Raw genomic sequence first — 22,792 nt, forward strand, 5'->3', positions numbered from 1 at the left:
GTCTCGCACCCCGCCGGCCGTCCCTGTCGGCGTCAGGGACGTGGCTCGCGCGCGGCCTCCAGAAGGGTCAGGGCGGCGGACAGCGCGGTGTCGGCGGCCTCGGGCGCGGCGAGGTGGTCGGCGACCACGGTGGCGCCCTGGAGCAGGACGAGGAACTGGCGCCCGAGTGCCTCCGGTTCGGGTACCCCGGTCGCACGGGCGATGTCGGTGAACAGGTCCAGGTAGCCGGCCAGGTGGCGGGCGGCGATGGGGGTCGCGGGGGAGGTGTGGCGCTGCGCCGCGGCGTTGACGATCGCGCAGCCACGGAAGCCGGGGGCGGCGTACCAGGTGGCCAGGGCCCGGAAGACGGCGGTGAGCCTGGCCTTTGGGGCGGCGCCGGCCGACGCCGCCGCGTCGGCGATCCAGGCCAGGACACGCCGTGATCGGTTTTCGAGGACGGCCTCGATGAGGCCGTCCTTGGAGCCGAAGTGGCGGTACAGGGTCTCTTTGGACGCGCCGACGGCGGCGCAGAGTTCGGCGACGCCGATGCCGTCGAGGCCGCGTTCGTACAGGAGCGCGGTCGCGGATTCGAGGATCGCCTCGCGGGTGCGGGCCGGGTCGAGGGTCGCGCCTTTGGGAACGGGCATGGCGATGATGGTACCGGCCGGTTCGATGTCGTGCTACCTTCTGCTGCCGTGAGATCGAACCGCTCGGTTCCATCATGGATGGAGGGGCTCCAGGTGACATGGGATCCGATCGCGAACGACCCGCCTCCGGGGCTGGTGCCGTACGCCGTCAACACGCCGGTCGCCATCGACAGTTCGGGGCACGATCTGCTGGGCGTCCTCCACACGCCGGGCGGTCCGGGGCCGCATCCGATCGTCGTGCTGCTGCACGGCATCCCGGGCAATGAGCGGAACTTCGACCTGGCACAGGCGCTGAGCCGGGCCGGGTACGCGGCCTTGGTGTTCCACTACCGGGGGTCCTGGGGCGTCGGCGGCACCTGGTCGTGGGGCCACGTGCTGGAGGACTCGGCGCGGGTCGTCGCCGCGGTGCGGGAAGCGGACTTCGCCGCGCGACACCGGCTGGACCCCGGCCGCCTGGCCGTCATCGGGCACAGCCTCGGCGGGTTCGCGGCACTGTGGACCGCGGCCGGGGACAAGGAGATAGCGGCCATCGGGTCGATAGCCGGGTTCGACTTCGGCGCCGCGACGCGTGCCGCCGCGGCCGACCCGGCGGCACGCGCGGCCTATGTGGCGGGGTTCGAGGCGTCGCTGCTGCCGCTGGCCGGGACCAGTGGCGAGGCACTGGTCGCCGAGATGGAAGCGGCCGGGGACGACTGGGAACTGGCCCGGCTGGCCGGGCCGCTGGCCGATCGGCCGGTCCTGCTGCTGGCGGGCGCGCGGGACGAAGTGGCTCCCCCGGGAACACACCACGAGCCGCTGGTCGCCGCGTACCGGGAGCACCCCGTAGCCGCCCTGGAGGACGGTGTGCTTCCGACCGACCACGCGTGGTCCGACCACCGGGTCGCGCTGGCGCGCACGGTCCTCGGGTTCCTGGACCGGCACATGCCGACCGCACGGTGATCGCCGCGTCGCTGCGCCTGGCCCTGGGCACGGCGGTGGCGCTGGGGTTCGCCCGCTTCGGCTACGGCCTCGTGCTCCCGGCGATGCGTGACGACCTGGGCTGGAGCCTGGCCGAGGCCGGGTCGCTGACGACCGCGAACGGTTTCGGGTACCTCCTGGGTGCCGTGGCCACCGCGGGCGCGGCGCGTCGGTGGGGGAGTACGCGGATGTTCCGGCTCGGGATGGTCCTGTGCGCGACGTCCCTGGCCGCGACGGCCGCGAGCGGCGGCTACGGCGTGGTGATGGCGGCCCGGGCCGCCTCCGGGTTCGGTGGTGCGCTGGTGTTCATCACCGGCGGGGTGATCGCCGCGCGGGCGGCGGAGCGCGCGGCGACGGCACTGCCGATCGCCGTCTACTTCGCGGGGACGGGCGTCGGCATCGCGGCCAGCGGGGTGCTTGTGCCGCCGCTGCTGGCCGGCTCGCCCGACCGGTGGCCCCTCGCATGGGTCGCACTGGCCGCGGCCTCGGCGCTGGGCACGGCGGTGAGCTGGGGCGCGGCGCGGACGACCGACCCGGCGCCGGACCGCCCGGCGGAGGCGGGCCGGGCCGGGCTCCTCGACCTCTGGCGGCCGGCCGCGGCCTACCTGCTCTTCGCCACCGGGTACATCGCCTACATCACCTTCCTCTCCGCGACGCTCGCCGACCGCGGTGCGGGCGCCGGTGACGTCGCGGCCGTCTGGGCGGTGCTGGGCATCGCGGTCGTGGCGGCGCCGTGGCTGTGGCGCCGGGCCGCCGCGACGTGGCCGTCGAGCCGGATGCTCGGGTCGCTGCTGGCGGTGATCGCGGGGGCGAGCTGCCTCGCGCTGACGGGCTGGGGAGGGCTTCCCGTGGTCTTCGTGTCGGCGGCGGCGTACGGGGCCGCGTTCATGGCGGTGCCCGCGTCCGTGACCGCCCTGGTGCGTTCCGTCGTCCCGCCGGCCGGCTGGCCCCGCGCGCTCGGGGCCTTCACGGTGCTGTTCGCGGCCGGCCAGACCGCCGGCCCGTGGGCGGCGGGCGCGGCCGCGGACCGCGTGGGGCCCGGCGCGCCGGCGGCCTGGACGGCGGCGCTGTGCGCACTCGGAGCACTCGTCGCGGCCACGGACCGGCCGCGGCGGCCGGACCGGACGGACCGGGCGCGCCCCGGGGCCCGCTGCCCGCGGGGGTGAGCGGCAACGCCGGGACGGGTGGATACCGTCCCGGCGAGGCCGCATGTGGGCTCAGCCGAACGGGATGCGCACGAAGGACTGGTTGCCCGTTCCCAGGGTGCTGCTGCCGTTGCCGATGGCGTTCCAGACCTCCACCCGTACCTTCCCGTTGCTCAGGTTCCCGAGCGATCCGGTGGCGGACTTGAGCCCGCGGGTCTGGGTGTAGTGCTCGTAGCCCGCGACGGGGTCGGTGGCGAAGTACTGGTAGGTCTCGGTGCGGTCCCAGCTGCCGTCGCCGGTCAGGTCGTAGGAGATACGGACCTGCTGGCCGTTGGCCACGGTGGTGCCCGCGTCGACGAACAGGTCGAACTGGGTGGCGCCGCCGTTGTAGGTGGCGTTCAGCCCGGAGGCGAGGAAGGTCTGCGGCTGGTACGGGGCGCCGTCGTGGTTGGTGCCGCCCGCCGAGGTCAGGGTCGCGGTGGAGGCGGAGGTGGAGGCGGCGCCGAGGGTTCCGCCGCTGCCGAGGTAGCGGGTGGCGGAGCCGGCGGGCGGGTCGGTGGGCGGGTCGGTGGGGCCGCCGCCGCGGGCCCAGACGGCGACGTAGTCGACGAGCATGGGGTGGCCGGGTTCGGTGGCCGCGGTGGGGGTGGCGGAGCCCTGGATGGCGTCGGGGAAGGCGCCGCCGATGGCGACGTTGAGGAGCAGGAAGTAGCCGGCGTGGTCGGTCATCCGCGACCAGGTGTCGGCGTCCACGCTGTTCTGGCTGACGCTGTGGAACTGCTGGTCGTCCACGTACCAGCGGAGCTGGTTGGGCGTGGTGGAGCGGTCCCACTCGAAGCGGTAGGTGTGGAAGGCGGACTGGCAGCTCGCGCCGGGGCAGGTGCGGCTGGCGCCGAGGCCGGTGGTCTCCTTGCAGGGGCCGCCGGGGTTGACGCCGCAGTGGAGGGTGGCCCAGACGGAGTTGATGCCGTTGACGTTCTCCATGAAGTCGAACTCGCCGATGCCCGGCCAGTTGTGGTAGTTGCCCCGGTACGGGCTGCCGAGCGCCCAGAAGGCGGGCCAGTAGCCGAGCGCGGCGCTCCCGGTGACGTTCGGCATCTGGATCCGGCCCTCGACACGCAGCACGCCGCCCGCCGGGGCCTTGAAGTCGGCGCGCCGGGTCTCGATGCGGGCGGAGGTCCAGTTGCCGGAGCCGTCCCGGAGGGGGGTGATGCGCAGGTTGCCGTTGCCGTCGAGGCCGAGGTTTCTGGTGGAGTCGGTGTAGCTCTGGATCTCGCCGGTGCCCCAGTTGCCGGGGCCGCCGGGGTACGAGTGGCCGGTGTCTATCTGCCAGTTGGCGGAGGAGGGCAGGGTGTTCGCGGAACCGTTGAAGTCATCGCTCCACTGCAGGGTCCACCCGGCGGCGGGCGGCACCGCGCCCCGCGCGGGCGTGGTGCCGAACAGCGTGGCGAGGGCGGCCAGCGCGAGCACGGCGGCGGCCAGCGCGGCGGTGAGGGGTGTGGTGAGGGGTAGGGCGAGGGGTGCCCTGGGTCTGGTGCTCGTACGTCTCGTGTTCACGGGGACGACCTCCAGCAGGCTGTGGGGGGTGTCGCGGGCATGAGAGCGCTCTCACGTTTATGTAGGTGCACGCGGGGAGGCCGTCAATGGTCCGCGCGCGTTCGTTTCCCGAAAGCGGGAAAGGGCCTGTCGCGGCGCTGTCAGGCGGGCCGCAGCCAGATGGTGGCCAGCGGCGGCAGCACCGGCAGGATGCTCGCAGGCCGTCCGTGCCAGGCGGTGGGCTCGGCCTTGAGCGGTTCCGGGTTGCGGACGCCGCCGCCGCCGTAGCGGCCGTCGTCGGTGTTCAGCACCTCACGCCACAGGGGGATCCCGTCGGGCACGCCGACGCGGTACTCCTGGCGCACCACGGGCGAGAAGTTGCTGAGGGCCAGCAGGGGAGAGCCGTCCGCGTCGAAGCGCAGGAAGGCGAAGACGTTGTCCTCGGCCCCGTCGCCCTCGACCCAGGCGAACCCCTCCGGGGCGGTGTCCCGCTGCCACAGCGCGGGCGTGGCCAGATACGTCCGGTTCAGGTCGCGCACCAGATCGCGTACGCCGCGGTGGTCGGGCTCGGCGGAGTACGAGGGGTCGAGCAGCCACCAGTCGGGGCCGTGGCTCTCCGACCACTCGGCGCCCTGCGCGAACTCCTGCCCCATGAAGAGCAGTTGCTTGCCCGGGTGGGCCCACATGAAGCCAAGGTACGCGCGGTGGTTGGCGCGCTGCTGCCACCAGTCGCCCGGCATCTTGGACACCAGCGACCGCTTGCCGTGCACCACCTCGTCGTGGGAGATGGGCAGCACGTAGTTCTCGCTGTAGGCGTACACCATCGAGAAGGTCATCTCGTGGTGGTGGTACCTGCGGTGCACCGGCTCGTGCGCGACGTAGCCGAGCGAGTCGTGCATCCACCCCATGTTCCACTTCAGGCCGAAGCCGAGGCCGCCGAAGCCGCTGGGACCCACATGGTGGGTGGCGCGGGTGACGCCGTCCCAGGCGGTGGACTCCTCGGCGATCGTCACCACCCCGGGGCAGCGGCGGTAGACCGTCGCGTTCATCTCCTGGAGGAACGCGACGGCGTCCAGGTTCTCCCGGCCGCCGTGCGCGTTGGGCGTCCACTGGCCCGGCTCGCGGGAGTAGTCCAGGTAGAGCATGGAGGCCACGGCGTCCACGCGCAGGCCGTCCACATGGAACTCCTCGCACCAGTACACCGCGTTGCCCACCAGGAAGTTGCGCACCTCCGTGCGGCCGTAGTCGAACTCCAGCGTGCCCCAGTCCGGGTGCGCCGCCCGGGCCGGGTCGGCGGGCTCGTACAGCGGCCTGCCGTCGAACTCGGCCAGCGCCCAGTCGTCCCGGGGGAAGTGCGCGGGCACCCAGTCGACCAGCACCCCGATGCCCGCCTGGTGCAGGGCGTCGACCAGGTACTTGAAGTCGTCGGGGGTGCCGAGGCGGGCGGTGGGCGCGTAGAAGCCGGTCACCTGGTAGCCCCACGAGCCGCCGAAGGGGTGCTCGGCCACCGGCATCAGCTCGACATGCGTGAAGCCGAGGTCCTTGACGTACGCGGGGAGCTGCTCGGCGAGCTGCCGGTAGTTCAGTCCCGGCCGCCACGAGGGCAGATGCACCTCGTACACCGAGAACGGCGACTCGTGGACGCGGTGGCCCGCCCGCGCGGCCATCCACGCGTCGTCGCCCCAGCGGTGGTGGGAGGTGTGCACGACCGAGGCGGTGGCGGGCGGACACTCCGTGCGGCGCGCCATCGGGTCGGCGCGCAGGGTGTGGCTCCCGTCCGGGCGGGTGATGTCGAACTTGTACACCGCGCCCTCGCCCACCCCGGGCAGGAACAGCTCCCATACGCCGCTGCCGCCCAGCGAGCGCATCGGGAAGGCCGTGCCGTCCCAGTAGTTGAAGTCCCCCGCCACCCGCACGCCCCGCGCGTCCGGCGCCCACACCGTGAACCGCGTCCCGGCGACGCCCTGGTGGGTCATCGGCCGCGCGCCCAGCGCGCGCCACAGCTCCTCGTGGCGGCCCTCGCCGATGAGGTACAGGTCCAGCTCGCCGAGGGCGGGGAGGAAGCGGTACGCGTCGTGCTGCTCCTCCTCCGCGGCGGACGCGCCCTTCTCGCCGTCCTTTTCGTTGTCCTCGTAGGTGACCAGCAGCCGGTAGTCGGGGATCTCCCGGAGCGGGATCACCCCGGAGAACAGGCCGTCCCCCTCGGGCCGCAGCCGCGCGCGCAGCCCGCCGGCGGCGACGGCCACGGACCGGGCGTACGGGCGCAGCGCGCGGAACAGGATCCCGTCGCGCACGGGGTGGGCGCCGAGCAGGGAGTGCGGGTCGTGGTGCGAGCCGGAGAGCAGCCGCTGCCGGTCGGTGTCCCCGAGCGGCGCCGCGGCACGCACGCCCCCGCCGCCGTCCGCATCGCCGCTGCTCGCCTCGCCACCGCCCGCATCGCCGCCGGTGGCCGGTGGCGCGGCCTCGGTGGGCGGCTGTCCGGTGGGTGCCGGGGGTGTGGCGGGGGGTGTCGCCGGGGCCCGGGGGGTGGGTGGGGCGGTGTAGGAGGAGCGGGACATGGGGCCGTCGCCCGGGCCGTGCGCGGCGGCGCGGTGTGCGGGCGGCCGGCCGGCGGTCGGGCGGAAGGTGGCCGGTACGGAGGCGTCGCCGGCGTTGGCGGAGGCGGGGCCGGCGTCGGCTGGTCCGGTGGAGGCGGAGGCGGAGGCGGTGGAGGCGGGGCCGGTGGGGGTGCGGCCGGGGTCCGGGGCCTCGTCGGACGGGGAGGGGTTGGCGGGCGGGCGTGCGGTCACGGGGATGTCCTCCCAGGAGGGGCTGGGGATCGGCACGGGTGGGGTCAGGGGCGGGCCGCGGCCAGGCGGCGGATGGCGGACATCGGGACGGGCAGCCACTCGGGACGGTGGCGGGCCTCGTAGACCACCTCGTACACCGCCTTGTCCGTCTCGTGGGCCCGCAGCAGCTCCGGCTCATCGCGCGGGTCGGCGCCGGACGCCTCCGCGTAGCCCGCGCAGTACGCGGCCCGGGTGCGGCCGGCCCAGTCCTGGGGGCTGTCGTGGCCGCCTACGGCCGCCGCGTAGTCGAACGAGCGGAGCATGCCCGCGATGTCGCGCACCGGGGGCTGCGGGCGGCGGCGTTCGGCGAGCGGGCGCGAGGGCTCGCCCTCGAAGTCGATGAGGGACCAGCGGACCCCGGTCCCCCCGCCCCCGCCCCCGCCGCCCCCCGCGCCGCTCTCCCCGGCCCCGGTAGCGGCCCCGGCCCCGGCCTCGCCCGAGCCCCCGTCCTGGACCGTCCGCAGCACCTGGCCCAGGTGCAGATCGCCGTGGATGCGCTGCGCGGTCCAGGTGCGGCCCGCGCGGCCGAGCGCGGCCAGGTCCTCGTACGCGGCGTGCAGTGCGGCGCGGTAGGGGTGGAGGGCGGGGACGGCCGCGGCGGCGGAGTCCAGGCGCTCGGACATGGCGGCCGCGAGGTGCTCGATCTGCGGGCGGCGCAGGACGGTGGTGGGCAGCGCGCGGGCCATCGCCAGGTGGACCTCCGCGGTGGCCTGCCCGAGGGCGTGCGCGGCCTCGGTGAAGTCGTCCCGCGCGGCCAGCGCGTCGAGGGCGAGCTGCCAGCCGTCGGTGGAGCCGGCGAGGTAGGGCTGCAGCACACCGAGGGTGAAGGGGTCGGAGCGGGGGCCGGCGCCCTCGGCGGGCGGGGCGGCCTCGAACCAGGCGGCGGGGGCGGGCACCCGGGTGCAGCCCGTCCGGGCGAGGGCCAGGGGCAGCTCGAGGTCGGGGTTGGTGCCGGGGCTCACCCGGCGGAAGAGCTTGAGGATAAACGTATCTCCGTAGATGACGGAGGAGTTGGACTGCTCGGCGGTCAGCAGCCGGGGAGCGAGCGCCTGGGGGATGGCCGCGGACGGCTCGCGCAGGAAGCGCAGCGGCCCGAGGGTGCCGGGCATCCGCAGCCGTTCCAGCAGGAGGGTGGCGAGGCGGGGGTCGAACAGCGCCTCGTAGACGGCCCGGCCGTCCAGCGGCCCGCCGGTGGGGCGGCCGATGAGGGCGGGGGCGAGCCGGGGCGGCAGGGCGGGGCGCACGCCGAGCAGGAGCTGGTAGCAGTCGCTGGCCGCCGCGCCGCGCGGGTGGCCGCAGCCGGAGCCGTGCCGGTGGCCGGCGGGCTCGGGCTGCTGGGCGCGGACGAGCAGGTGGAGCAGCCCGGGTGTGGTGCCGGTGGCCGCGCACGGCAGCAGTTCGGTCGCGGACACGAGGGAGAAGCCGGTGATCGGGCGGCCCTTGCCGGCGAACCAGCGCTGGCGGGGCAGCCATTCCGCGAGCAGGGGGGCGAGGGAGGCGAGCAGCCCGGCGGGGCCCGCGGCCGTGGTGGCAAGGGGCGCGGAGGGCGGGGGTTCGACCCGCGGTACAGCGGTCGGCGGGTGCTGTGCCCCCCGGGAGAATGAAGCTTCCGGCATGGCGTCGCGTCCTTTCCCCGGGCACACGACAGTCAGGGCAAAGTGTCCCGGATTGCGGCATTGACCGTGCGACGGTGCGGGACGTGTCGGGCGAGGATCGTCCGTACGGCCAATCTTCCGTGTGGCCACTAGGCCGTACGGCCAATCCTCCGTAGGACCCCCTACGGAGTGCGCGGTCGGCTTCGCCCGTGCGGTAGTAGGGAACCTGCCCCCGATGTGGGGTCGAAAACGCCCGTACGCGCCCCAGGTGGACGCGTACGGACGGAAGCGGGCCGGGCGCGGGGCCGCCGGGCCGCCCAGGGGACGGTGGGTCAGTCGGTCCAGTGGCCCGCCGCGTCCGAGGGCCGCAGCCGGAACCAGTAGAAGCCGTGGCCCCCGAGGGTCAGCAGGTAGGGCAGCTCGCCGATGGCGGGGAAGCGCACACCGCCGATCAGCTCCACCGGGTGACGGCCGCTGAAGGCCTGCAGATCCAGCTCGGTGGGCTGGGCGAAGCGCGAGAAGTTGTTCACGCACAGCACGAGGTCGTCCCCGCCCTTCCCGTCCCCGGGTGCCTCGCGCAGGAAGGCGAGGACGGCGGGGTTGGAGGAGGACAGCTCGGTGAAGGAGCCGAGGCCGAAGGCGGGGTTCTGCTTGCGGATCTCGATCATCCGGCGGGTCCAGTGGAGCAGCGAGGAGGGGCTGCTCATGGCCGCTTCGACGTTGGTCACCTGGTAGCCGTAGACCGGGTCCATGATGGTGGGCAGGAACAGCCGCCCGGGGTCGCAGGAGGAGAAGCCCGCGTTGCGGTCGGGGGTCCACTGCATGGGGGTGCGGACGGCGTCGCGGTCGCCGAGCCAGATGTTGTCGCCCATGCCGATCTCGTCGCCGTAGTAGAGGATCGGCGAGCCGGGCAGGGACAGCAGCAGCGCGGTGAACAGCTCGATCTGGTTGCGGTCGTTGTCCAGGAGGGGGGCCAGTCGGCGGCGGATGCCGATGTTGGCGCGCATCCTCGGGTCCTTGGCGTACTCCGCGTACATGTAGTCGCGCTCTTCGTCGGTGACCATCTCGAGCGTCAGCTCGTCGTGGTTGCGCAGGAAGATGCCCCACTGGCAGCCGGAGGGGATGGCCGGGGTCTTGGCGAGGATCTCCGAGACCGGGTAGCGGGACTCGCGGCGCACCGCCATGAAGATGCGCGGCATCACCGGGAAGTGAAAGGCCATGTGGCACTCGTCGCCGCCCTTGCTGAAGTCGCCGAAGTAGTCGACGACGTCCTCGGGCCACTGGTTGGCCTCGGCGAGCAGCACGGTGTCCGGGTAGTGGGCGTCGATCTCGGCGCGGACCCGCCTGAGCATCTCGTGGGTGCGGGGCAGGTTCTCGCAGTCGGTGCCCTCCTCCGCGTACAGATACGGGACGGCGTCCAGCCGGAAGCCGTCGATGCCCAGGTCCAGCCAGAAGCGCAGGGCGGCCAGTACCTCTTCCTGGACGGCGGGGTTCTCGAAGTTGAGGTCCGGCTGGTGCGAGAAGAAGCGGTGCCAGTAGTACTGCTTGCGCACCGGGTCGAAGGTCCAGTTGGAGGTCTCGGTGTCGACGAAGATGATCCGGGCGTCCTGGAACTGCTTGTCGTCGTCGGCCCACATGTAGTAGTCGCCGTACGGTCCCTCCGGGTCGCGGCGGGACTCCTGGAACCACGGGTGCTGATCACTCGTATGGTTCATGACAAAGTCGATGATCACCCGCATGCCCCGCTGGTGGGCGGCGTCCACGAACTCGACGAAGTCGGCGAGGTCCCCGAACTCCGGCAGCACGGCGGTGTAGTCGGACACGTCGTAGCCGCCGTCGCGCAGCGGGGAGGCGAAGAAGGGCGGCAGCCACAGGCAGTCCACGCCGAGCCACTGGAGATAGTCGAGTTTGGCCGTGAGTCCCTTGAGGTCGCCGATGCCGTCGCCGTTGCTGTCCTGGAAGGAGCGCACCAGCACCTCGTAGAACACGGCGCGCTTGAACCATTCGGGGTCGCGGTCCTTGGCCGGAGTGTCCTCGAACTTGTCCGGTACGGGCTCGTTGACGGTCATGATGTGGGTGACCCTCCGATCGGTGAGGACGGTCGCAGGGACAGCACATGCGCGGGAGCCATGGGGCGGCCCGGCTCCAGGCGCACATAGTTGTCCCTGCCCCAGTGATAGGTCTCGCCGGTGAGCTCGTCGCGCACCGGGACGGACTCATGCCAGTCGAGGCCGAGTTCCGGCATGTTCAACGAGACCGTCGCCTCCTGGGTGTGGTGGGGGTCCAGGTTGACGACCGTGAGCACGCACGAGTCGCCCGTCCGCTTGGAGTAGGCGATGACAGACTCGTTGTCGACGTGGTGGAATCGCAGGTTGCGCAGTTGCCGCAGGGCCGGGTGGCGGCGCCGCAGCCGGTTGAGGCAGGTGAGCAGCGGGGTGATGGTGCGCCCCTCGCGCTCGGCGGCCGCCCAGTCGCGCGGCCGCAGCTGGTACTTCTCGCTGTCCAGGTACTCCTCGCTGCCGGGGCGCAGCGGGGTGTTCTCGCACAGCTCGTAGCCCGCGTAGACGCCCCAGGTGGGGGAGAGGGTGGCGGCCAGCACGGCCCGCGCCTCGAAGGCGGGGCGGCCGCCCTCCTGGAGATAGGCGTGCAGGATGTCGGGGGTGTTCACGAAGAGGTTCGGCCGCATGTATCCGGCCGCTTCCCCGGACAGCTCGGTGAGGTAGTCGGTCAGCTCCTGTTTGGTGTTGCGCCAGGTGAAGTACGTGTACGACTGCTGGAAGCCGATGGCGCCGAGGGTGTGCATCATGGCCGGCCGGGTGAAGGCCTCGGCGAGGAAGATGACATCGGGGTCGGTGCGGTTGATGTCGCCGATCACCTTCTCCCAGAAGACCACGGGCTTGGTGTGCGGATTGTCCACCCGGAAGATCCGCACACCGTGGGAGATCCAGAAGCGCAGCACCCGCTCGGTCTCGCGGACCAGCCCCGGGAAGTCCGTGTCGAAGGCGATCGGATAGATGTCCTGGTACTTCTTGGGCGGGTTCTCGGCGTAGGCGATCGAGCCGTCGGCGCGCCGGTGGAACCACTCGGGGTGCTCGGTCACCCAGGGGTGGTCGGGCGAGCACTGGAGCGCGAAGTCGAGCGCGACCTCCAGGCGCAGCTCGCGGGCGCGCGCCACGAAGTGGTCGAAGTCGTCGAGGGTGCCGAGGTCGGGGTGGACCGCGTCGTGGCCGCCGTCGGCCGAGCCGATCGCCCAGGGGGAGCCGACGTCGTACGGGCCCGCCGACAGCGTGTTGTTGGGGCCCTTGCGGTACGAGGTGCCGATGGGGTGGATCGGCGGCAGGTACACCACGTCGAAGCCCGCCGCGGCGACGGCGGGCAGCCGCTCGGCGGCGGTGCGCAGGGTGCCGCTCACCGGCCGCCGGTCCTCGGCGACCTTGGCGCCCTCCGAGCGCGGGAAGAACTCGTACCAGGAGCCGAACAGCGCGCGCTCCCGCTCCACCAGCAGCGGCATCGGGCGGGAGGCGGTGACCAACTCGCGCAGCGGGTGGCGGTCGAGGACCTCGGTGACCTCGGGGGCGAGGGCGGCGGCGAGCCGGTCGGCCACCGGGCGCCGCTCGTCGCGCAGCGCGTCGACGGCCCCCAGCACCGCCTCGCGGCCGTCGCTCTTGGGGACGGCCCCCGCGGCTCGCTCGTGGAGCCGCGCGCCCTCCTCCAGGACCAGGTCGGTGTCGATCCCGGCGGGGATCTTGACGGTGGCGTGGTGGCGCCAGGTGCCGATCGGGTCGCTCCACGCCTCGACCGTGTACGACCAGCGGCCCTGTGAGGTCGGGGTGACGTCGGCGCCCCAGCGGTCGGTGCCGGGGGCGAGTTCGCGCATCGGGGTCCAGGGCCCGGAGCGCCCGGCCGGATCGCGCAGTACGACATTCGCCTTGACCGCGTCGTGGCCCTCCCGGAACACGGTGGCGCTGACTTGGAACGTCTCGCCCACCACCGCCTTCGCGGGGCGGCGGCCGCAGTCGATGAGCGGGCGGATGTCCAGGACGGGGATGCGACCGATCATAGGATCACCTGACGGCGTTGCGGGCGTATATGCTGTGGCGGCTTTTGTCCTTTGTATCGGTTCTGCCGCCTTGCGACGGGTTGCGGGCATGACAGCTCCTGTCCGCGTTCACTCTGGTGGGCGGATGGGGTCGGCCATGGGGGGCGTGTTGGGAAAGCCTTCCCACGCGGCGCGGGGCGACAATCCGGGTTCCCGTTAACTTCCCGTGCATAACGCGACTCGGCCCCGCGCGAGCCTGAAACAGGACAAGCGCGGGGCCGACGGGTTTCTCCCGGGGCGGCCTTGGGGCGGCCTTGGGGGCGTGCTCGGTGCGGGCGGTGCCGGTGGGGTCAGGGACGCGCCGAATTCTGGTCGTTCCGGGCGGAGTTACGGGGAAGGGACCGGGACGCGGACCGGGACGCGGGCGCGGTCGCGAGACCCGAGGCCAGCAGCCGAAGCGCCGCCTCCGACGGGGACCCCGGCTCCGCGCCGTACATCAGCAGGCGCTGGTCCCCCGAGTCCGTGAGCCCCGTCATCTCGAAACTGAGCTCCATCGGCCCGACCAGCGGGTGGTGGAAGGACTTGACACCGTAGGAGCACTGGCGCACCGGGTGGCGCGACCACAGCGCCGCGAACTCGCCGCTCTTCATGGTCAGCTCGCCGATCAGCTCCGCCAGCCGCCGGTCGTCGGGGTGCGCGCCGGCCGCCAGCCGCAGCGCGGAGACGGCGAGCCGCGCGTCGCTCTCCCAGTCGGGGTAGAGCTCGCGGGTGTGGGGGTCCAGGAAGAGCAGCCGCTGGGTGTTGGGGCGGTCGGCGGGGCGCTCGGGGGCGTCGGCGGCCAGGTGCCCGGCGACCAGGGCGTGCCCGAGCGGGTTCCAGGCCAGGACGTCGAAACGGGCCGTCAGGACCAGCGCGGGCACCCCGTCCATGGCCTCGATCAGCCGGCGGGTGCTCGGCCGGGCGGCCTCGGCGCGCGGCGCCGGGCGGCGCGCGGCCCGCGCCGGGCGGGCCAGATTGCGCAGATGCGCGTGTTCGTCCGGGGTCAGCCGCAGGGCCCGGGCGATCGCGTCGAGCACGCCGTCCGAGGCGCCCGACGACTGGCCCTGCTCCAGCCGCGTGTAGTACGCGACGCTCACCCCGGCCAGCTGCGCCAGCTCCTCCCGGCGCAGCCCGGGCACCCGGCGGCGGGTCCCGTACGAGACCAGCCCGACGTCCTCGGGGCGGAGGCGGGCGCGGCGGGTGCGCAGGAATTCCCCCAGTGCGGGCGGTGTGTCCACGGGCCTGTCCATGGACACCAGTGTCCGACAGCCGGGCCCGGCGTGCCTGCCCCTGCCGGGGTCAGGCACGCCGGGCCGACCGGCTCACCTGAAGCCGGTCACCTGTAGGTGATGTCCGAGCTGGAGTACTTGCAGTACGTGCCGTCGGGGCCGGATCCGTTCGTCGTGGGCTCGGCGCCGGTGTTGTTCCCGAGGTACTTCTGGCAGGGGATGATCTTCTTGCTGGTGTCACCGACGATGGTGATCCTGCGCAGGGTGACGCTGTCGCCGTAGTTGGTGTTGATCCCGGCGATGCGGCTGCCCTTGTAGGTCGCCTCCAGGGTGTTGACGTTGATGGTCCGCTTGTACTGGGTCTTGCAGTTGCCGCAGGAGCGGACGAAGGTGCCGAAGTTCTTCACGGCGAAGTTGCTGATGTTGAGGGTGCCCGCGCCGTTGAACTGGAAGACCTTGTCCGAGGCCTCCTTGGCGCCGCCGCCGTTGACCGTGTAGACGGCGGAGGACGAGCTGCCCTTGAAGGTGGCGGCGTCCTCGCCGACGTCCTCCCACCACACGTTCTGGAGTGTGCAGCTGCCCAGGCAGTGGACGCCGTCGGCGGCCGGGGAGCCGAGGATCACGTTCTTCAGGGTCGCGCCGTCCTTCAGCTCGAACAGCGGGTCCTGGTCCTCGTTCTGGCCGCCGGTGCCCAGGTCGCCGGAGCCGTAGTAGCGCTTCATGCCGCCGTCGTAGCTCCCGCTGACGGGGATGGTCTTGGTGACCGCCTGGGGGGTGCCGCTCGGCGTGGGCCAGGTGGCGGCCGAGGCGGTGGGGACGGTCAGACCGGTGGCGATGGCGCCCGCCGTGAGGGCGGCGGCGCCCAGGAGGCCGGCCATCGCCCGCTTCCTGCTCAGATGCTGTGCCATGTTCACACTCCTCGTTTCCGTGATGCGTGGGAGGTGCGGATGGAACGGTGCGGGACGGTCGTTCAGGGGGTGGCGATCTTCGGCCGCGGCGGGGTCGCCATCTTGTTCCCGAGGAAGAAGCTGGGGTGCGGCGGCTGGTTGTACGCGGTGTTCTGCCAGGCCAGGGCCACCCGGTACGGCCGGTCCTGGAGCAGCGTGGTGATCTTCCGGTCGGTCTCGTACGGCGTGGAGTAGATCCGCAGCGCCTTGTTGTCCGAGGTCGGCCAGATCACCTCCTCGCGCCAGTCGCCGAGGATGTCGCCGGACAGCGACGGGGTGGCCTTGGTGCCGTTGTTGGAGTGCACCCCGGAGCCGGTCAGCAGCCGGGTGTCGGCGGAGGTGCCGTACTTGTCGATGTGCGTGCCGTCCAGCAGCTCGCGCACCGGGTCGCCGTCCCACCACGACAGGAAGTTGACCGAGGCCGGCTTGCGGCCCTTGGCGGCCCCGCTCCTGTCGCGGATCGAACCGTCGGCGGCCGACCACATCTCGGCACCGTCGCTGCCCGCCCAGATGTCCCCGGCCACGCCGCGCCCGTTGTCGCCGCTCGCCGGGGTGGACCACAGCACCTGGCCGGTCCTGGCGTCGGCGTAGTACGACGACGGCTTCGACGAGTCCTCGTCCACCTTGAAGTACTCGAGACCGGGCCGGGACGGGTCCAGGTCGCCGAGGTGGGCCGCGTCGCCGTGGCCGTTCCTGGTCGTCCACAGGCCGGCGCCGTTGTCGTCCACGGCCATCGAGCCGTACACGATCTCGTCCCTGCCGTCGGCGTCCACATCGCCGATCGTCAGCGCGTGGTTGCCCTGCCCGTCGTAGCCCTTGCCGGCGTTGGTGGAGCTGCTGGTGTCGAAGGTCCACGTGCGGGTGAGCTGCCCGCCGCTGTAGCTCCAGGCGCTGATGACCGTACGGGTGTAGTAGCCGCGCGCCTCGATCAGCGAGGGCTTCGAGCCGTCCAGGTAGGCGGTGCCGGCCAGGAAGCGGTCCACGCGGTTGCCGTACGAGTCGCCCCACGAGGACACCGTGCCGCGCGGCGGGACGTAGTCGACGGTGGAGACCGCCGCGCCCGTCCGGCCGTTGAACACGGTCAGGAACTCGGGCCCGCTCAGCACATAGCCGCTGGAGTTGCGGTGATCGGCGGAGGCGTTGCCGATCGTCCTGCCGGTGCCGTCGATCGTGCCGTCCGCGGTTTTCATCGCGACCTCGGCCTTGCCGTCGCCGTCGTAGTCGTACACCTGGAACTGGGTGTAGTGGGCGCCGGAGCGGATGTTGCGCCCCAGGTCGATCCGCCACAGCCGCTGCCCCTGGAGGGTGTAGCCGTCGACGATCGTGTTGCCGGTGACCCCGGACTGCGAGTTGTCCTTGGCGTTCGTCGGCTGCCACTTGAGGACGATGTCGAGGTCGCCGTCGCCGTCCAGGTCGCCCACCGAGGCGTCGTTGGCCTCGTACGTGTAGTCGGAGCCCCCCGAGGGGGGCGAGATCGGCACGTCGTAGTAGCCGGAGCGGAACTGCACGGCGCTCGGCGAGGCGGGCTGCTCCACGCCGCCCACCACCGCGCGGACCGTGTAGTCCGCGCTGTTGGGGGGGGTCCTTGTGGAGGTAGTTGGTGGTGGTGAGGGGCGAGGAGTTGACCTTGACGCCGCCCCGGTAGAGGTTGAACGTCACGTCGTCCGGGTCGGTGGCCAGCCAGCGCCAGCTCACCAGGTTGTCATTGCCGGTGTGCACGCTGACCAGCCCGCGGTCGAGCCTCTCCAGCTGGGCCGCCTGGACGGCGGCGGCCTGGGGGGAGGCGGTCCGCGTGCCGTCGGCCGGGGCGGCGTGCGAGAGCGCGGCCGGGCCGGTGGCGAGCAGCGCGCCGGCGGCGGCCGCGGCGAGCGCGGCGCGTCCGGCCCGGCGGCGGGCGGAGGGAGCGGGCGAACCGTGCGGGGGTGCCACGGGACCTCCTGGGGGGTGGGGGAGTGCGCGGGGCGGGGGTGTCGGGGTGTGGTCGCCGCTCTGACCGGAAAGGTTGCCGCCCCCTGCGCGGATTTCCCGGCCCGCGGAGTGACGCGCCGGATCCCGCGCCCGGCCGCGGACGGCGCGCCGGACCCCGCGCCCCTACCGGCTGGTCACCACGTCCTTGCCGACCAGCCGTCCGTCCACGAAGCACAGCCGGTACGCGGACCGCCCGTCGTACCGGCGCACCCCGTAGTACGCGCAGTCCCAGCCCGGGGGCGGCGCGGCCACCCCGTCGGGGGCGCCGTCCATCGTGTACGGCGGCATCCGCGACTCCACGTCGGCGCGGGGCTCGCCGAGTTCAAGACTGTCGTACGTGGTCCGGTCCAGCACCGCGTGGTACTGCGTATAGAAGTGGAACCCGCCCCACAGGACGGCCAGCCCGGCGGCCACGGCCAGGGGCACGGTGATCGACTCCACCAGCCTGCGCCGCACCCGCTGCCTGGCCCGGGCCAGCTCCCGCGCCGAGGTGGACGTCGGGGCCGCCGCCCGCCCGGCGACCAGCGCGACCCCGGGCGCGAGCGGCAGCCGCGCCGACACCTCGAAGCCGCCGTCGGGGGAGGGGCCGTGGGCCAGTACCCCGCCGGCCAGCCGCACCCGCTCGTCGAGCCCCACCAGGCCGTTGCCGCCCGAGGCCGGCTCGGGGACACCGCTGTCCGCCGGGCGCGGGCCGTTGGCGACCGACACCGTGATCTCCCCCGCCGCCGGATCCCGCGCCAGCCGGACGCGGACGGCCGCGCCCGGGGCGTGCTTGGCGGCGTTGGTCAGCGCCTCCTGCACCACGCGGTACACGGCACGGTCGGCCATGGGCGGCAGCCCGGCGCCGCCGGGGCGGTCCGCGCCACCGTCCTCCAGCTCGACGGCCAGCCCCGCGGCCCGCGCCCGGTCCACCAGCGCGCCGACGCCCTCGTCGGCGGGGGCGGTCGGGGCCGGGTCGTCCCCGGTCCGCAGCACGCCGATGATGTCCCGCAGCTGGCCGGTGGCCGCCGCGGCCGCCTCCCGCAGTTCGGCGGCGGCCGCCTGGTGGCGGTCGCTCAGCTCCGGATCGACCTGAAGCGCCGCGGCGCGCAGCGCGATCAGGGCCAGGTCGTGGCCCAGCGAGTCGTGCATGTCCCCGGCGATCCGGGACCGCTCGCGCAGCCGCGCGCGGTCGGCGGCGGCCCGCTGCTCCCGCTCCATCCGGTCGGCCAGCTCCCAGCCTGCGCGGACCAGGTGCTCGTACTGCCGCCGGTAGCGGCCGAGCAGCCAGGGCAGCACGACGAGCAACAGCAGCGTGGTCAGCGCGGTGAACCAGGTCCAGACCCCGGCGTCCGTCACCCAGGTGAGCAGCGCGCCCGCCACGGCGAAGGCCGCGAAGAACCACAGCGCGGGCCGCGCCCCCGCCGTCCAGCGCCCCGTGAGATAGCCCCACAGCGCCAGCGCCGCCCAGTAGGAGGACGTGAACAGCTCCAGGTTGAGGGCCAGGCTCAGCCCCACCGCCACCGCCAGCCCGACCAGCGGCCGCGTCCGCCCCACCGCGGCCGCCCCCGCCAGGAGCGGGAACCCGGCCAGCAGCACCCACAGGTCGCGCCCGCCCGCCGACGTGGCCTTCAGCAGGACGGGCGCGCAGGCCGCGAGCCACAGGACCAGGGCGCTTCGCGCGGCACCACTGCGTCGTATCCACCGGATCATGCGCCACAGCATCCCCCGCGACGGGCCCCGCGCGCCCCTGACGAAAGTATGGCCTCGCGGGCCGCCCGCGACCGGCGCCCGTCCGCCGAAAACACGTACGACGCGGGGAGACCCCGCGTGTTTAGATGTGCGCCATGGTGTCCACCGATCGTCTTCTCGCCTTCGCGGCCATGTCGTTCCTGCTGATCGTGATCCCCGGTCCCAGCGTGCTCTTCGTGATCGGCCGGGCGCTGGCGCAGGGGCGCCGGGCCGCGCTGACCACCGTCATGGGGAACACGGTCGGCGCGTATGTGCTCGTGGTGGCCGTGGCGCTGGGGGTCGGCTCCGTCGTGGAGCGCTCGGTGCTCGTCTTCACGGCGCTCAAGCTGGTGGGCGCCGCGTACCTGGTGTATCTCGGCGTCAAGGCGATACGGCAACGGGGCTCGCTGCGCGCCGCGTTCAACGGGGAGGGCCCGGCGGGGCAGAGCGCCCTCCGGACGTTCTGGGAGGGGTTCGCGGTCGGGGTGGCCAACCCCAAGACCATCGTCTTCTTCGCCGCCGTCCTGCCCCAGTTCGTCGACCGCGACCAGGGGCACGTCGCCCTGCAGATGCTGCTGCTCGGCCTCGTCTTCAACATCATCGCCGTGACCTCCGACAGCGTCTGGGGCCTCGTCGCCGCGACCGCGCGCGGCTGGTTCGCCCGCTCACCGCAGCGGCTGGCCATGGTCGGCGGGGTCGGCGGGCTCGCCATGATCGGGCTCGGTGTCACCGTGGCCGCCACGGGCCGCAAGGACTGACCGGCCGAGGCGGCAGGGGGAGACGCAGGTCACACGCGTCCGTGTCACAGGAGGTCGGGCCACCTCGTCTCGGGGGTGTAGCCACCGAACGACCTCAGAGGAGCACCCCATGGACGCGCGACTGAACTACTTCGCCAACCCGACCGCCGGCAAGGCCCTCAAGTACTTCATGTCGGCGGGCAAGGCGCTCAAGGAGGCGCCGCTGCCGGCCGCGACACAGGAGCTGGTGGCGCTGCGCGTGAGCCAGATCAACGGCTGCGCCGCCTGCATCGACATGCACACCAAAGAGGCCGCCGCGGCCGGCGAGACCGCGGTGCGGCTCAACCTGGTCGCGGCGTGGCGGGAGGCCACGGTCTTCACCGAGGCCGAGCGCGCCGCGCTGGCGTTCGCGGAGGAGGGGACCCGGGTCGCGGACGCGGCCACCGGCGTCGGCGACGAGGTGTGGGCGCACGCCGCCGAGCACTACGACGAGGACCAGCTCGCCGCCCTGGTGATCCTGGTCTCCTTCATGAACGCGGTGAACCGGCTGAACATCATCACCCGGCAGCCGGCCGGCGACTACCGGCCCGGCCAGTTCCACTGAGCCGCGTACGGCCGGATGTGAGGGAACCAGCGGGCAGGGGAGTGGACGTGGACAAGGCCGAGGAGTTCGAGGAGCTGCGGCCGCTGCTGTTCTCGATCGCCTACCGGATCCTGGGCAGTGTGGGCGAAGCCGAGGACGCGGTGCAGGAGACATGGCTGCGCTTTGACGGCTCGTCGACCCTGCCCACGTCCACCAAGGCCTTTCTGTCGGCCACGGTGACGCGGATCTCGATCGACGTACTGCGCTCGGCGCGGGTGCGCCGGGAGGAGTACGTGGGCCCCTGGCTCCCCGAGCCGCTGCTCAGCGACCCGTACCAGGACCCGGCGCGGTCGGCGGAGCTGGCCGACTCGGTGTCGATGGCGGCGCTGCTGCTGCTGGAGCGGCTCAGCCCGCTGGAGCGGGCGGTGTTCGTGCTGCGCGAGGTGTTCGGCTTCGGGTTCGACGAGATCGCCGACACGGTGGGGCGGTCGGAGCCGGCGTGCCGGCAGCTGGTGGTGCGGGCGCGGCGGCACATGCGGGAGGGGCGGCCGCGGTTCGAGGCGGACCGGCAGGAGCGGCGGGAGCTGGCGACACGGTTCTTCGACGCCTTGAAGGGCGGCGATGTGGGCGGGCTGCGGGATCTGCTGACCGGCGACGCGCAGTTGGTCGGGGACGGCGGCGGCAAGGCGCCGCAGCTGGGCAAGGCGGTCATGGGCGCGGACAACGTGGCCCGGGTGCTGGGCACGGTCTTCCCCCTGCTGCTGCGGATCGACGTGACCATGGAGCCGCGCGAGGTCAACGGCCAGCCCGGGGCGATCTTCCGCGACCGGGACGGCAGGATTCTGCACACCATGGCCCTCGACGTGCTCGACGCGCGGATTCAGGCCGTCCGCGTGGTGATCAACCCCGACAAGCTCGGCCACATCGGGCCGGTCGCCGACGCCTGGGCCATCGACCGCGAGGTGAAGCGGGCCCGGCGGCGGGCGAACTGACCTCCAGGCGGGTGCCGGAGGTCCGCCCCGGCGCCGCCCGGCGGCCGGACTATTGACGTGACCATGGCACGCTCCTAGCGTAGCAAGCGCTTTCATCTCTTGTGCCGCTCTCGTACCGGGAGCCGCACCCCCATGCCTCCACGCAGGCGACCACGGAGAAGGAGCAACCCCCATGAAGCCCCGATCCTCACTGTCCTTACTGGCCTCCGCCGCCCTGGCGGTCGGCGCGGCCGCAGCCCTGCCCGGCGCCACGGCGGCAGCCGCGCCGCCGCCCGGCGTCACGGCGCAGAACGGCGTCACGGCGCAGGCGGCCGGCGCGCTGTACGTCGCGCCCAACGGCACCGACGGCGCGGCCGGTACGGAGTCGGCCCCCACGACGCTGACCTCGGCGATCAGCCGCGTCACCCCGGGCGGGACGATCTACCTGCGCGGCGGGACCTACCGCTACGCGCAGACGGTCACCATCCCGCCCGGCAACAACGGCACCTCGAGCGCCCGCACCGTGCTGTCCGCCTACCCCGGCGAGACCCCGGTCCTGAACTTCTCCGCCCAGACCGAGTCCTCCTCGAACCGCGGGCTCGCCCTCAACGGCTCGTACTGGCACCTCAAGGGCATCGTCGTCGAGCGCGCCGGGGACAACGGCATCTTCGTCGGCGGCAGCAACAACGTCATCGAGCGCACGGTCACCCGCTTCAACCGGGACACCGGGCTGCAGCTCTCGCGAATGGCCTCCAGCACGCCCAAGGACCAGTGGCCGTCCAACAACCTCATCCTGAGCGCGGAATCGCACGACAACGCCGACTCCGACGGCGAGGACGCCGACGGCTTCGCCGCGAAGCTCACCTCGGGCCCCGGCAACGTCTTCCGCTACGCGGTGTCCCACAACAACATCGACGACGGCTGGGACCTCTACACCAAGTCGGACACCGGCCCCATCGGCCCGGTGACCATCGAGGACTCCCTCTCCTACAACAACGGCACCCTGTCCGACGGAACCCAGAACTCCAGCGGCGACCGCAACGGCTACAAGCTCGGCGGCGAGGACATCAAGGTCAACCACGTCATCCGGCGCAGCATCGCCTACCACAACGGCAAGCACGGGTTCACGTACAACAGGAACCTGGGCACGATGTCCGTGTCGGACAACGTCAGCATCGACAACGCCCAGCGCAACTTCTCGTTCGACGGCGGCACCTCGGTGTTCCGGAACAACGTCTCCTGCCGCAGCGGCAGCGGGACGAACGACAAGACCGTGGGTGACGTCGACGGCTCGAACCAGTTCTGGTCGGGCACGAACGGCTCCCGGTGCGCCTCGTACGGCGGCGCCCTGAAGTGGTCCTTCGCCTCGGACGGCCGCCTGGTCGTGACCTTCGGCGGCAGTCGGGTGACCCGGTAGCCGCACGTCAGGCGTGGGTCGGCCGGGCGGGCCGTTGTGCCCACCCGGCCGACAGCTACATCACGACAGCTACGTCACGACAGCTGGGTCACCGGACGTTGATGCCGCCCCAGGCGTTGTCGACCGCCTTGTACTCGGCGCTGGTGCCGCCGTACAGGGCCTTCGCCGCCTTGAGCGTCGCGGTGCGGGCCTTGGCGTAGTTGGTGGTCGAGGTCATGTACGTGGTGAGCGCCTTGTACCAGATCTGCTCGGCCTTGGCGCGGCCGATGCCCTTGACGGTGCGGCCGTCCTTGGTCGGGCTGTCGTAGGTCACGCCGTTGATGACCTTGCGGCCGCTGCCCTCGGAGAGCAGGTAGAAGAAGTGGTTGGCGGGCCCGGAGGTGAAGTGAAGGTCGTCCTGGGCGATGCTGCTGGACCAGTAGTCGTAGGACAGGCCGTCCTTGCTGGGCTTGTCCATGTAGCGCA

16 protein-coding genes and 1 pseudogene are annotated in these 22,792 nt (G+C 72.9%); 6 read left to right on the forward strand and 11 right to left on the reverse strand.

Annotated features, from left to right (window positions below; genetic code table 11):
- Positions 1 to 32 precede the first annotated feature (32 nt).
- Entirely contained in the window at positions 33 to 626 is a 594-nt protein-coding gene (locus BBH68_RS20960) for a TetR/AcrR family transcriptional regulator (protein ID WP_065964815.1), read from the reverse strand.
- Positions 627 to 719: 93 nt separating this feature from the next.
- Between BBH68_RS20960 and BBH68_RS20965 the strand changes: the two genes are divergently transcribed.
- On the forward strand, positions 720 to 1,565 hold the full coding sequence (locus tag BBH68_RS20965) for an alpha/beta hydrolase family protein (protein WP_245738176.1): 846 nt from the start codon (positions 720 to 722) through the stop codon (positions 1,563 to 1,565).
- A complete protein-coding gene (locus tag BBH68_RS20970; protein WP_065964818.1) occupies positions 1,562 to 2,749 on the forward strand; it encodes a YbfB/YjiJ family MFS transporter in 1,188 nt (395 codons plus the stop codon). The genes BBH68_RS20965 and BBH68_RS20970 overlap by 4 nt, the downstream gene beginning before the upstream one ends.
- Positions 2,750 to 2,800: 51 nt before the next feature.
- On the opposite strand, the gene BBH68_RS20975 is transcribed toward BBH68_RS20970, so the two are convergent.
- The 9 genes and pseudogenes from BBH68_RS20975 to BBH68_RS21015 all read right to left on the reverse strand — a co-directional run bounded on the left by BBH68_RS20975 (position 2,801) and on the right by BBH68_RS21015 (position 18,601).
- A complete protein-coding gene (locus BBH68_RS20975) occupies positions 2,801 to 4,285 on the reverse strand; it encodes a glycoside hydrolase family 16 protein (protein WP_065964822.1) in 1,485 nt (494 codons plus the stop codon).
- Positions 4,286 to 4,425: 140 nt separating this feature from the next.
- Positions 4,426 to 7,053, reverse strand: a complete 2,628-nt coding sequence (gene glgB / locus BBH68_RS20980; protein ID WP_425428829.1) for a 1,4-alpha-glucan branching enzyme — start codon at positions 7,051 to 7,053, stop codon at positions 4,426 to 4,428.
- Between the two features lie 44 nt (positions 7,054 to 7,097).
- Entirely contained in the window at positions 7,098 to 8,708 is a 1,611-nt protein-coding gene (locus BBH68_RS20985; protein WP_065964824.1) for a maltokinase N-terminal cap-like domain-containing protein, read from the reverse strand.
- 311 nt (positions 8,709 to 9,019) lie between these two features.
- Positions 9,020 to 10,756, reverse strand: coding sequence for a maltose alpha-D-glucosyltransferase (treS, locus tag BBH68_RS20990; protein ID WP_065964826.1), 1,737 nt, complete (start codon positions 10,754 to 10,756; stop codon positions 9,020 to 9,022).
- Positions 10,753 to 12,747, reverse strand: coding sequence for an alpha-1,4-glucan--maltose-1-phosphate maltosyltransferase (locus tag BBH68_RS20995; RefSeq protein WP_065964828.1), 1,995 nt, complete (start codon positions 12,745 to 12,747; stop codon positions 10,753 to 10,755). Before BBH68_RS20995 ends, treS begins: the two co-directional genes overlap by 4 nt.
- A 329-nt stretch (positions 12,748 to 13,076) precedes the next feature.
- On the reverse strand, positions 13,077 to 14,015 hold the full coding sequence (locus BBH68_RS21000) for a helix-turn-helix domain-containing protein (protein WP_065964830.1): 939 nt from the start codon (positions 14,013 to 14,015) through the stop codon (positions 13,077 to 13,079).
- Positions 14,016 to 14,101: 86 nt separating this feature from the next.
- Complete coding sequence (locus BBH68_RS21005; RefSeq protein ID WP_065964832.1) at positions 14,102 to 14,902, reverse strand: pectate lyase; 801 nt, start codon at positions 14,900 to 14,902, stop codon at positions 14,102 to 14,104.
- A 62-nt stretch (positions 14,903 to 14,964) separates the two neighbouring features.
- A pseudogene (locus tag BBH68_RS21010) lies at positions 14,965 to 16,870 on the reverse strand (rhamnogalacturonan lyase).
- Between the two features lie 162 nt (positions 16,871 to 17,032).
- Positions 17,033 to 18,601 (reverse strand): sensor histidine kinase, encoded by a 1,569-nt coding sequence (locus tag BBH68_RS21015; RefSeq protein WP_065964834.1) that lies wholly within the window; start codon positions 18,599 to 18,601, stop codon positions 17,033 to 17,035.
- Positions 18,602 to 18,735: 134 nt separating this feature from the next.
- Here BBH68_RS21015 and BBH68_RS21020 point away from each other — a divergent pair, with 134 nt between their 5' ends.
- From BBH68_RS21020 to BBH68_RS21035, 4 genes are all read left to right on the forward strand, one after another.
- The gene (locus tag BBH68_RS21020; protein ID WP_065964836.1) at positions 18,736 to 19,377 is read left to right on the forward strand and encodes a LysE family translocator; all 642 of its coding nucleotides are present in this window, start codon (positions 18,736 to 18,738) and stop codon (positions 19,375 to 19,377) included.
- A gap of 109 nt (positions 19,378 to 19,486) precedes the next feature.
- Positions 19,487 to 19,960, forward strand: coding sequence for a carboxymuconolactone decarboxylase family protein (locus BBH68_RS21025; protein WP_065964838.1), 474 nt, complete (start codon positions 19,487 to 19,489; stop codon positions 19,958 to 19,960).
- 47 nt (positions 19,961 to 20,007) lie between these two features.
- The gene (locus BBH68_RS21030; protein ID WP_065964846.1) at positions 20,008 to 20,931 is read left to right on the forward strand and encodes an RNA polymerase sigma-70 factor; all 924 of its coding nucleotides are present in this window, start codon (positions 20,008 to 20,010) and stop codon (positions 20,929 to 20,931) included.
- Between the two features lie 172 nt (positions 20,932 to 21,103).
- Entirely contained in the window at positions 21,104 to 22,327 is a 1,224-nt protein-coding gene (locus BBH68_RS21035) for a right-handed parallel beta-helix repeat-containing protein (RefSeq protein ID WP_065964840.1), read from the forward strand.
- Between the two features lie 88 nt (positions 22,328 to 22,415).
- Here BBH68_RS21035 and BBH68_RS21040 read toward each other — a convergent pair.
- Positions 22,416 to 22,792, reverse strand: a 377-nt coding sequence (locus BBH68_RS21040) for a M4 family metallopeptidase (RefSeq protein ID WP_174589062.1), incomplete at its 5' end; no start/stop codon positions are given.

This window comes from Streptomyces sparsogenes, from assembly GCF_001704635.1.
Taxonomy (GTDB): domain Bacteria; phylum Actinomycetota; class Actinomycetes; order Streptomycetales; family Streptomycetaceae; genus Streptomyces; species Streptomyces sparsogenes.

Excerpts from the sequence above, each read along its gene's own strand:
- BBH68_RS20995 (WP_065964828.1), bottom strand. The coding sequence starts at position 12,747 with ATGATCGGTCGCATCCCCGTCCTGGACATCCGCCCGCTCATCGACTGC.
- BBH68_RS21000 (WP_065964830.1), bottom strand. The coding sequence starts at position 14,015 with ATGGACAGGCCCGTGGACACACCGCCCGCACTGGGGGAATTCCTGCGC.
- BBH68_RS21005 (WP_065964832.1), bottom strand. The coding sequence starts at position 14,902 with ATGGCACAGCATCTGAGCAGGAAGCGGGCGATGGCCGGCCTCCTGGGC.
- BBH68_RS21035 (WP_065964840.1), top strand. The coding sequence starts at position 21,104 with ATGAAGCCCCGATCCTCACTGTCCTTACTGGCCTCCGCCGCCCTGGCG.
- BBH68_RS21015 (WP_065964834.1), bottom strand. The coding sequence starts at position 18,601 with ATGATCCGGTGGATACGACGCAGTGGTGCCGCGCGAAGCGCCCTGGTC.
- BBH68_RS21025 (WP_065964838.1), top strand. The coding sequence starts at position 19,487 with ATGGACGCGCGACTGAACTACTTCGCCAACCCGACCGCCGGCAAGGCC.
- BBH68_RS20960 (WP_065964815.1), bottom strand. The coding sequence starts at position 626 with ATGCCCGTTCCCAAAGGCGCGACCCTCGACCCGGCCCGCACCCGCGAG.
- BBH68_RS21020 (WP_065964836.1), top strand. The coding sequence starts at position 18,736 with ATGGTGTCCACCGATCGTCTTCTCGCCTTCGCGGCCATGTCGTTCCTG.
- BBH68_RS20985 (WP_065964824.1), bottom strand. The coding sequence starts at position 8,708 with ATGCCGGAAGCTTCATTCTCCCGGGGGGCACAGCACCCGCCGACCGCT.
- treS (WP_065964826.1), bottom strand. The coding sequence starts at position 10,756 with ATGACCGTCAACGAGCCCGTACCGGACAAGTTCGAGGACACTCCGGCC.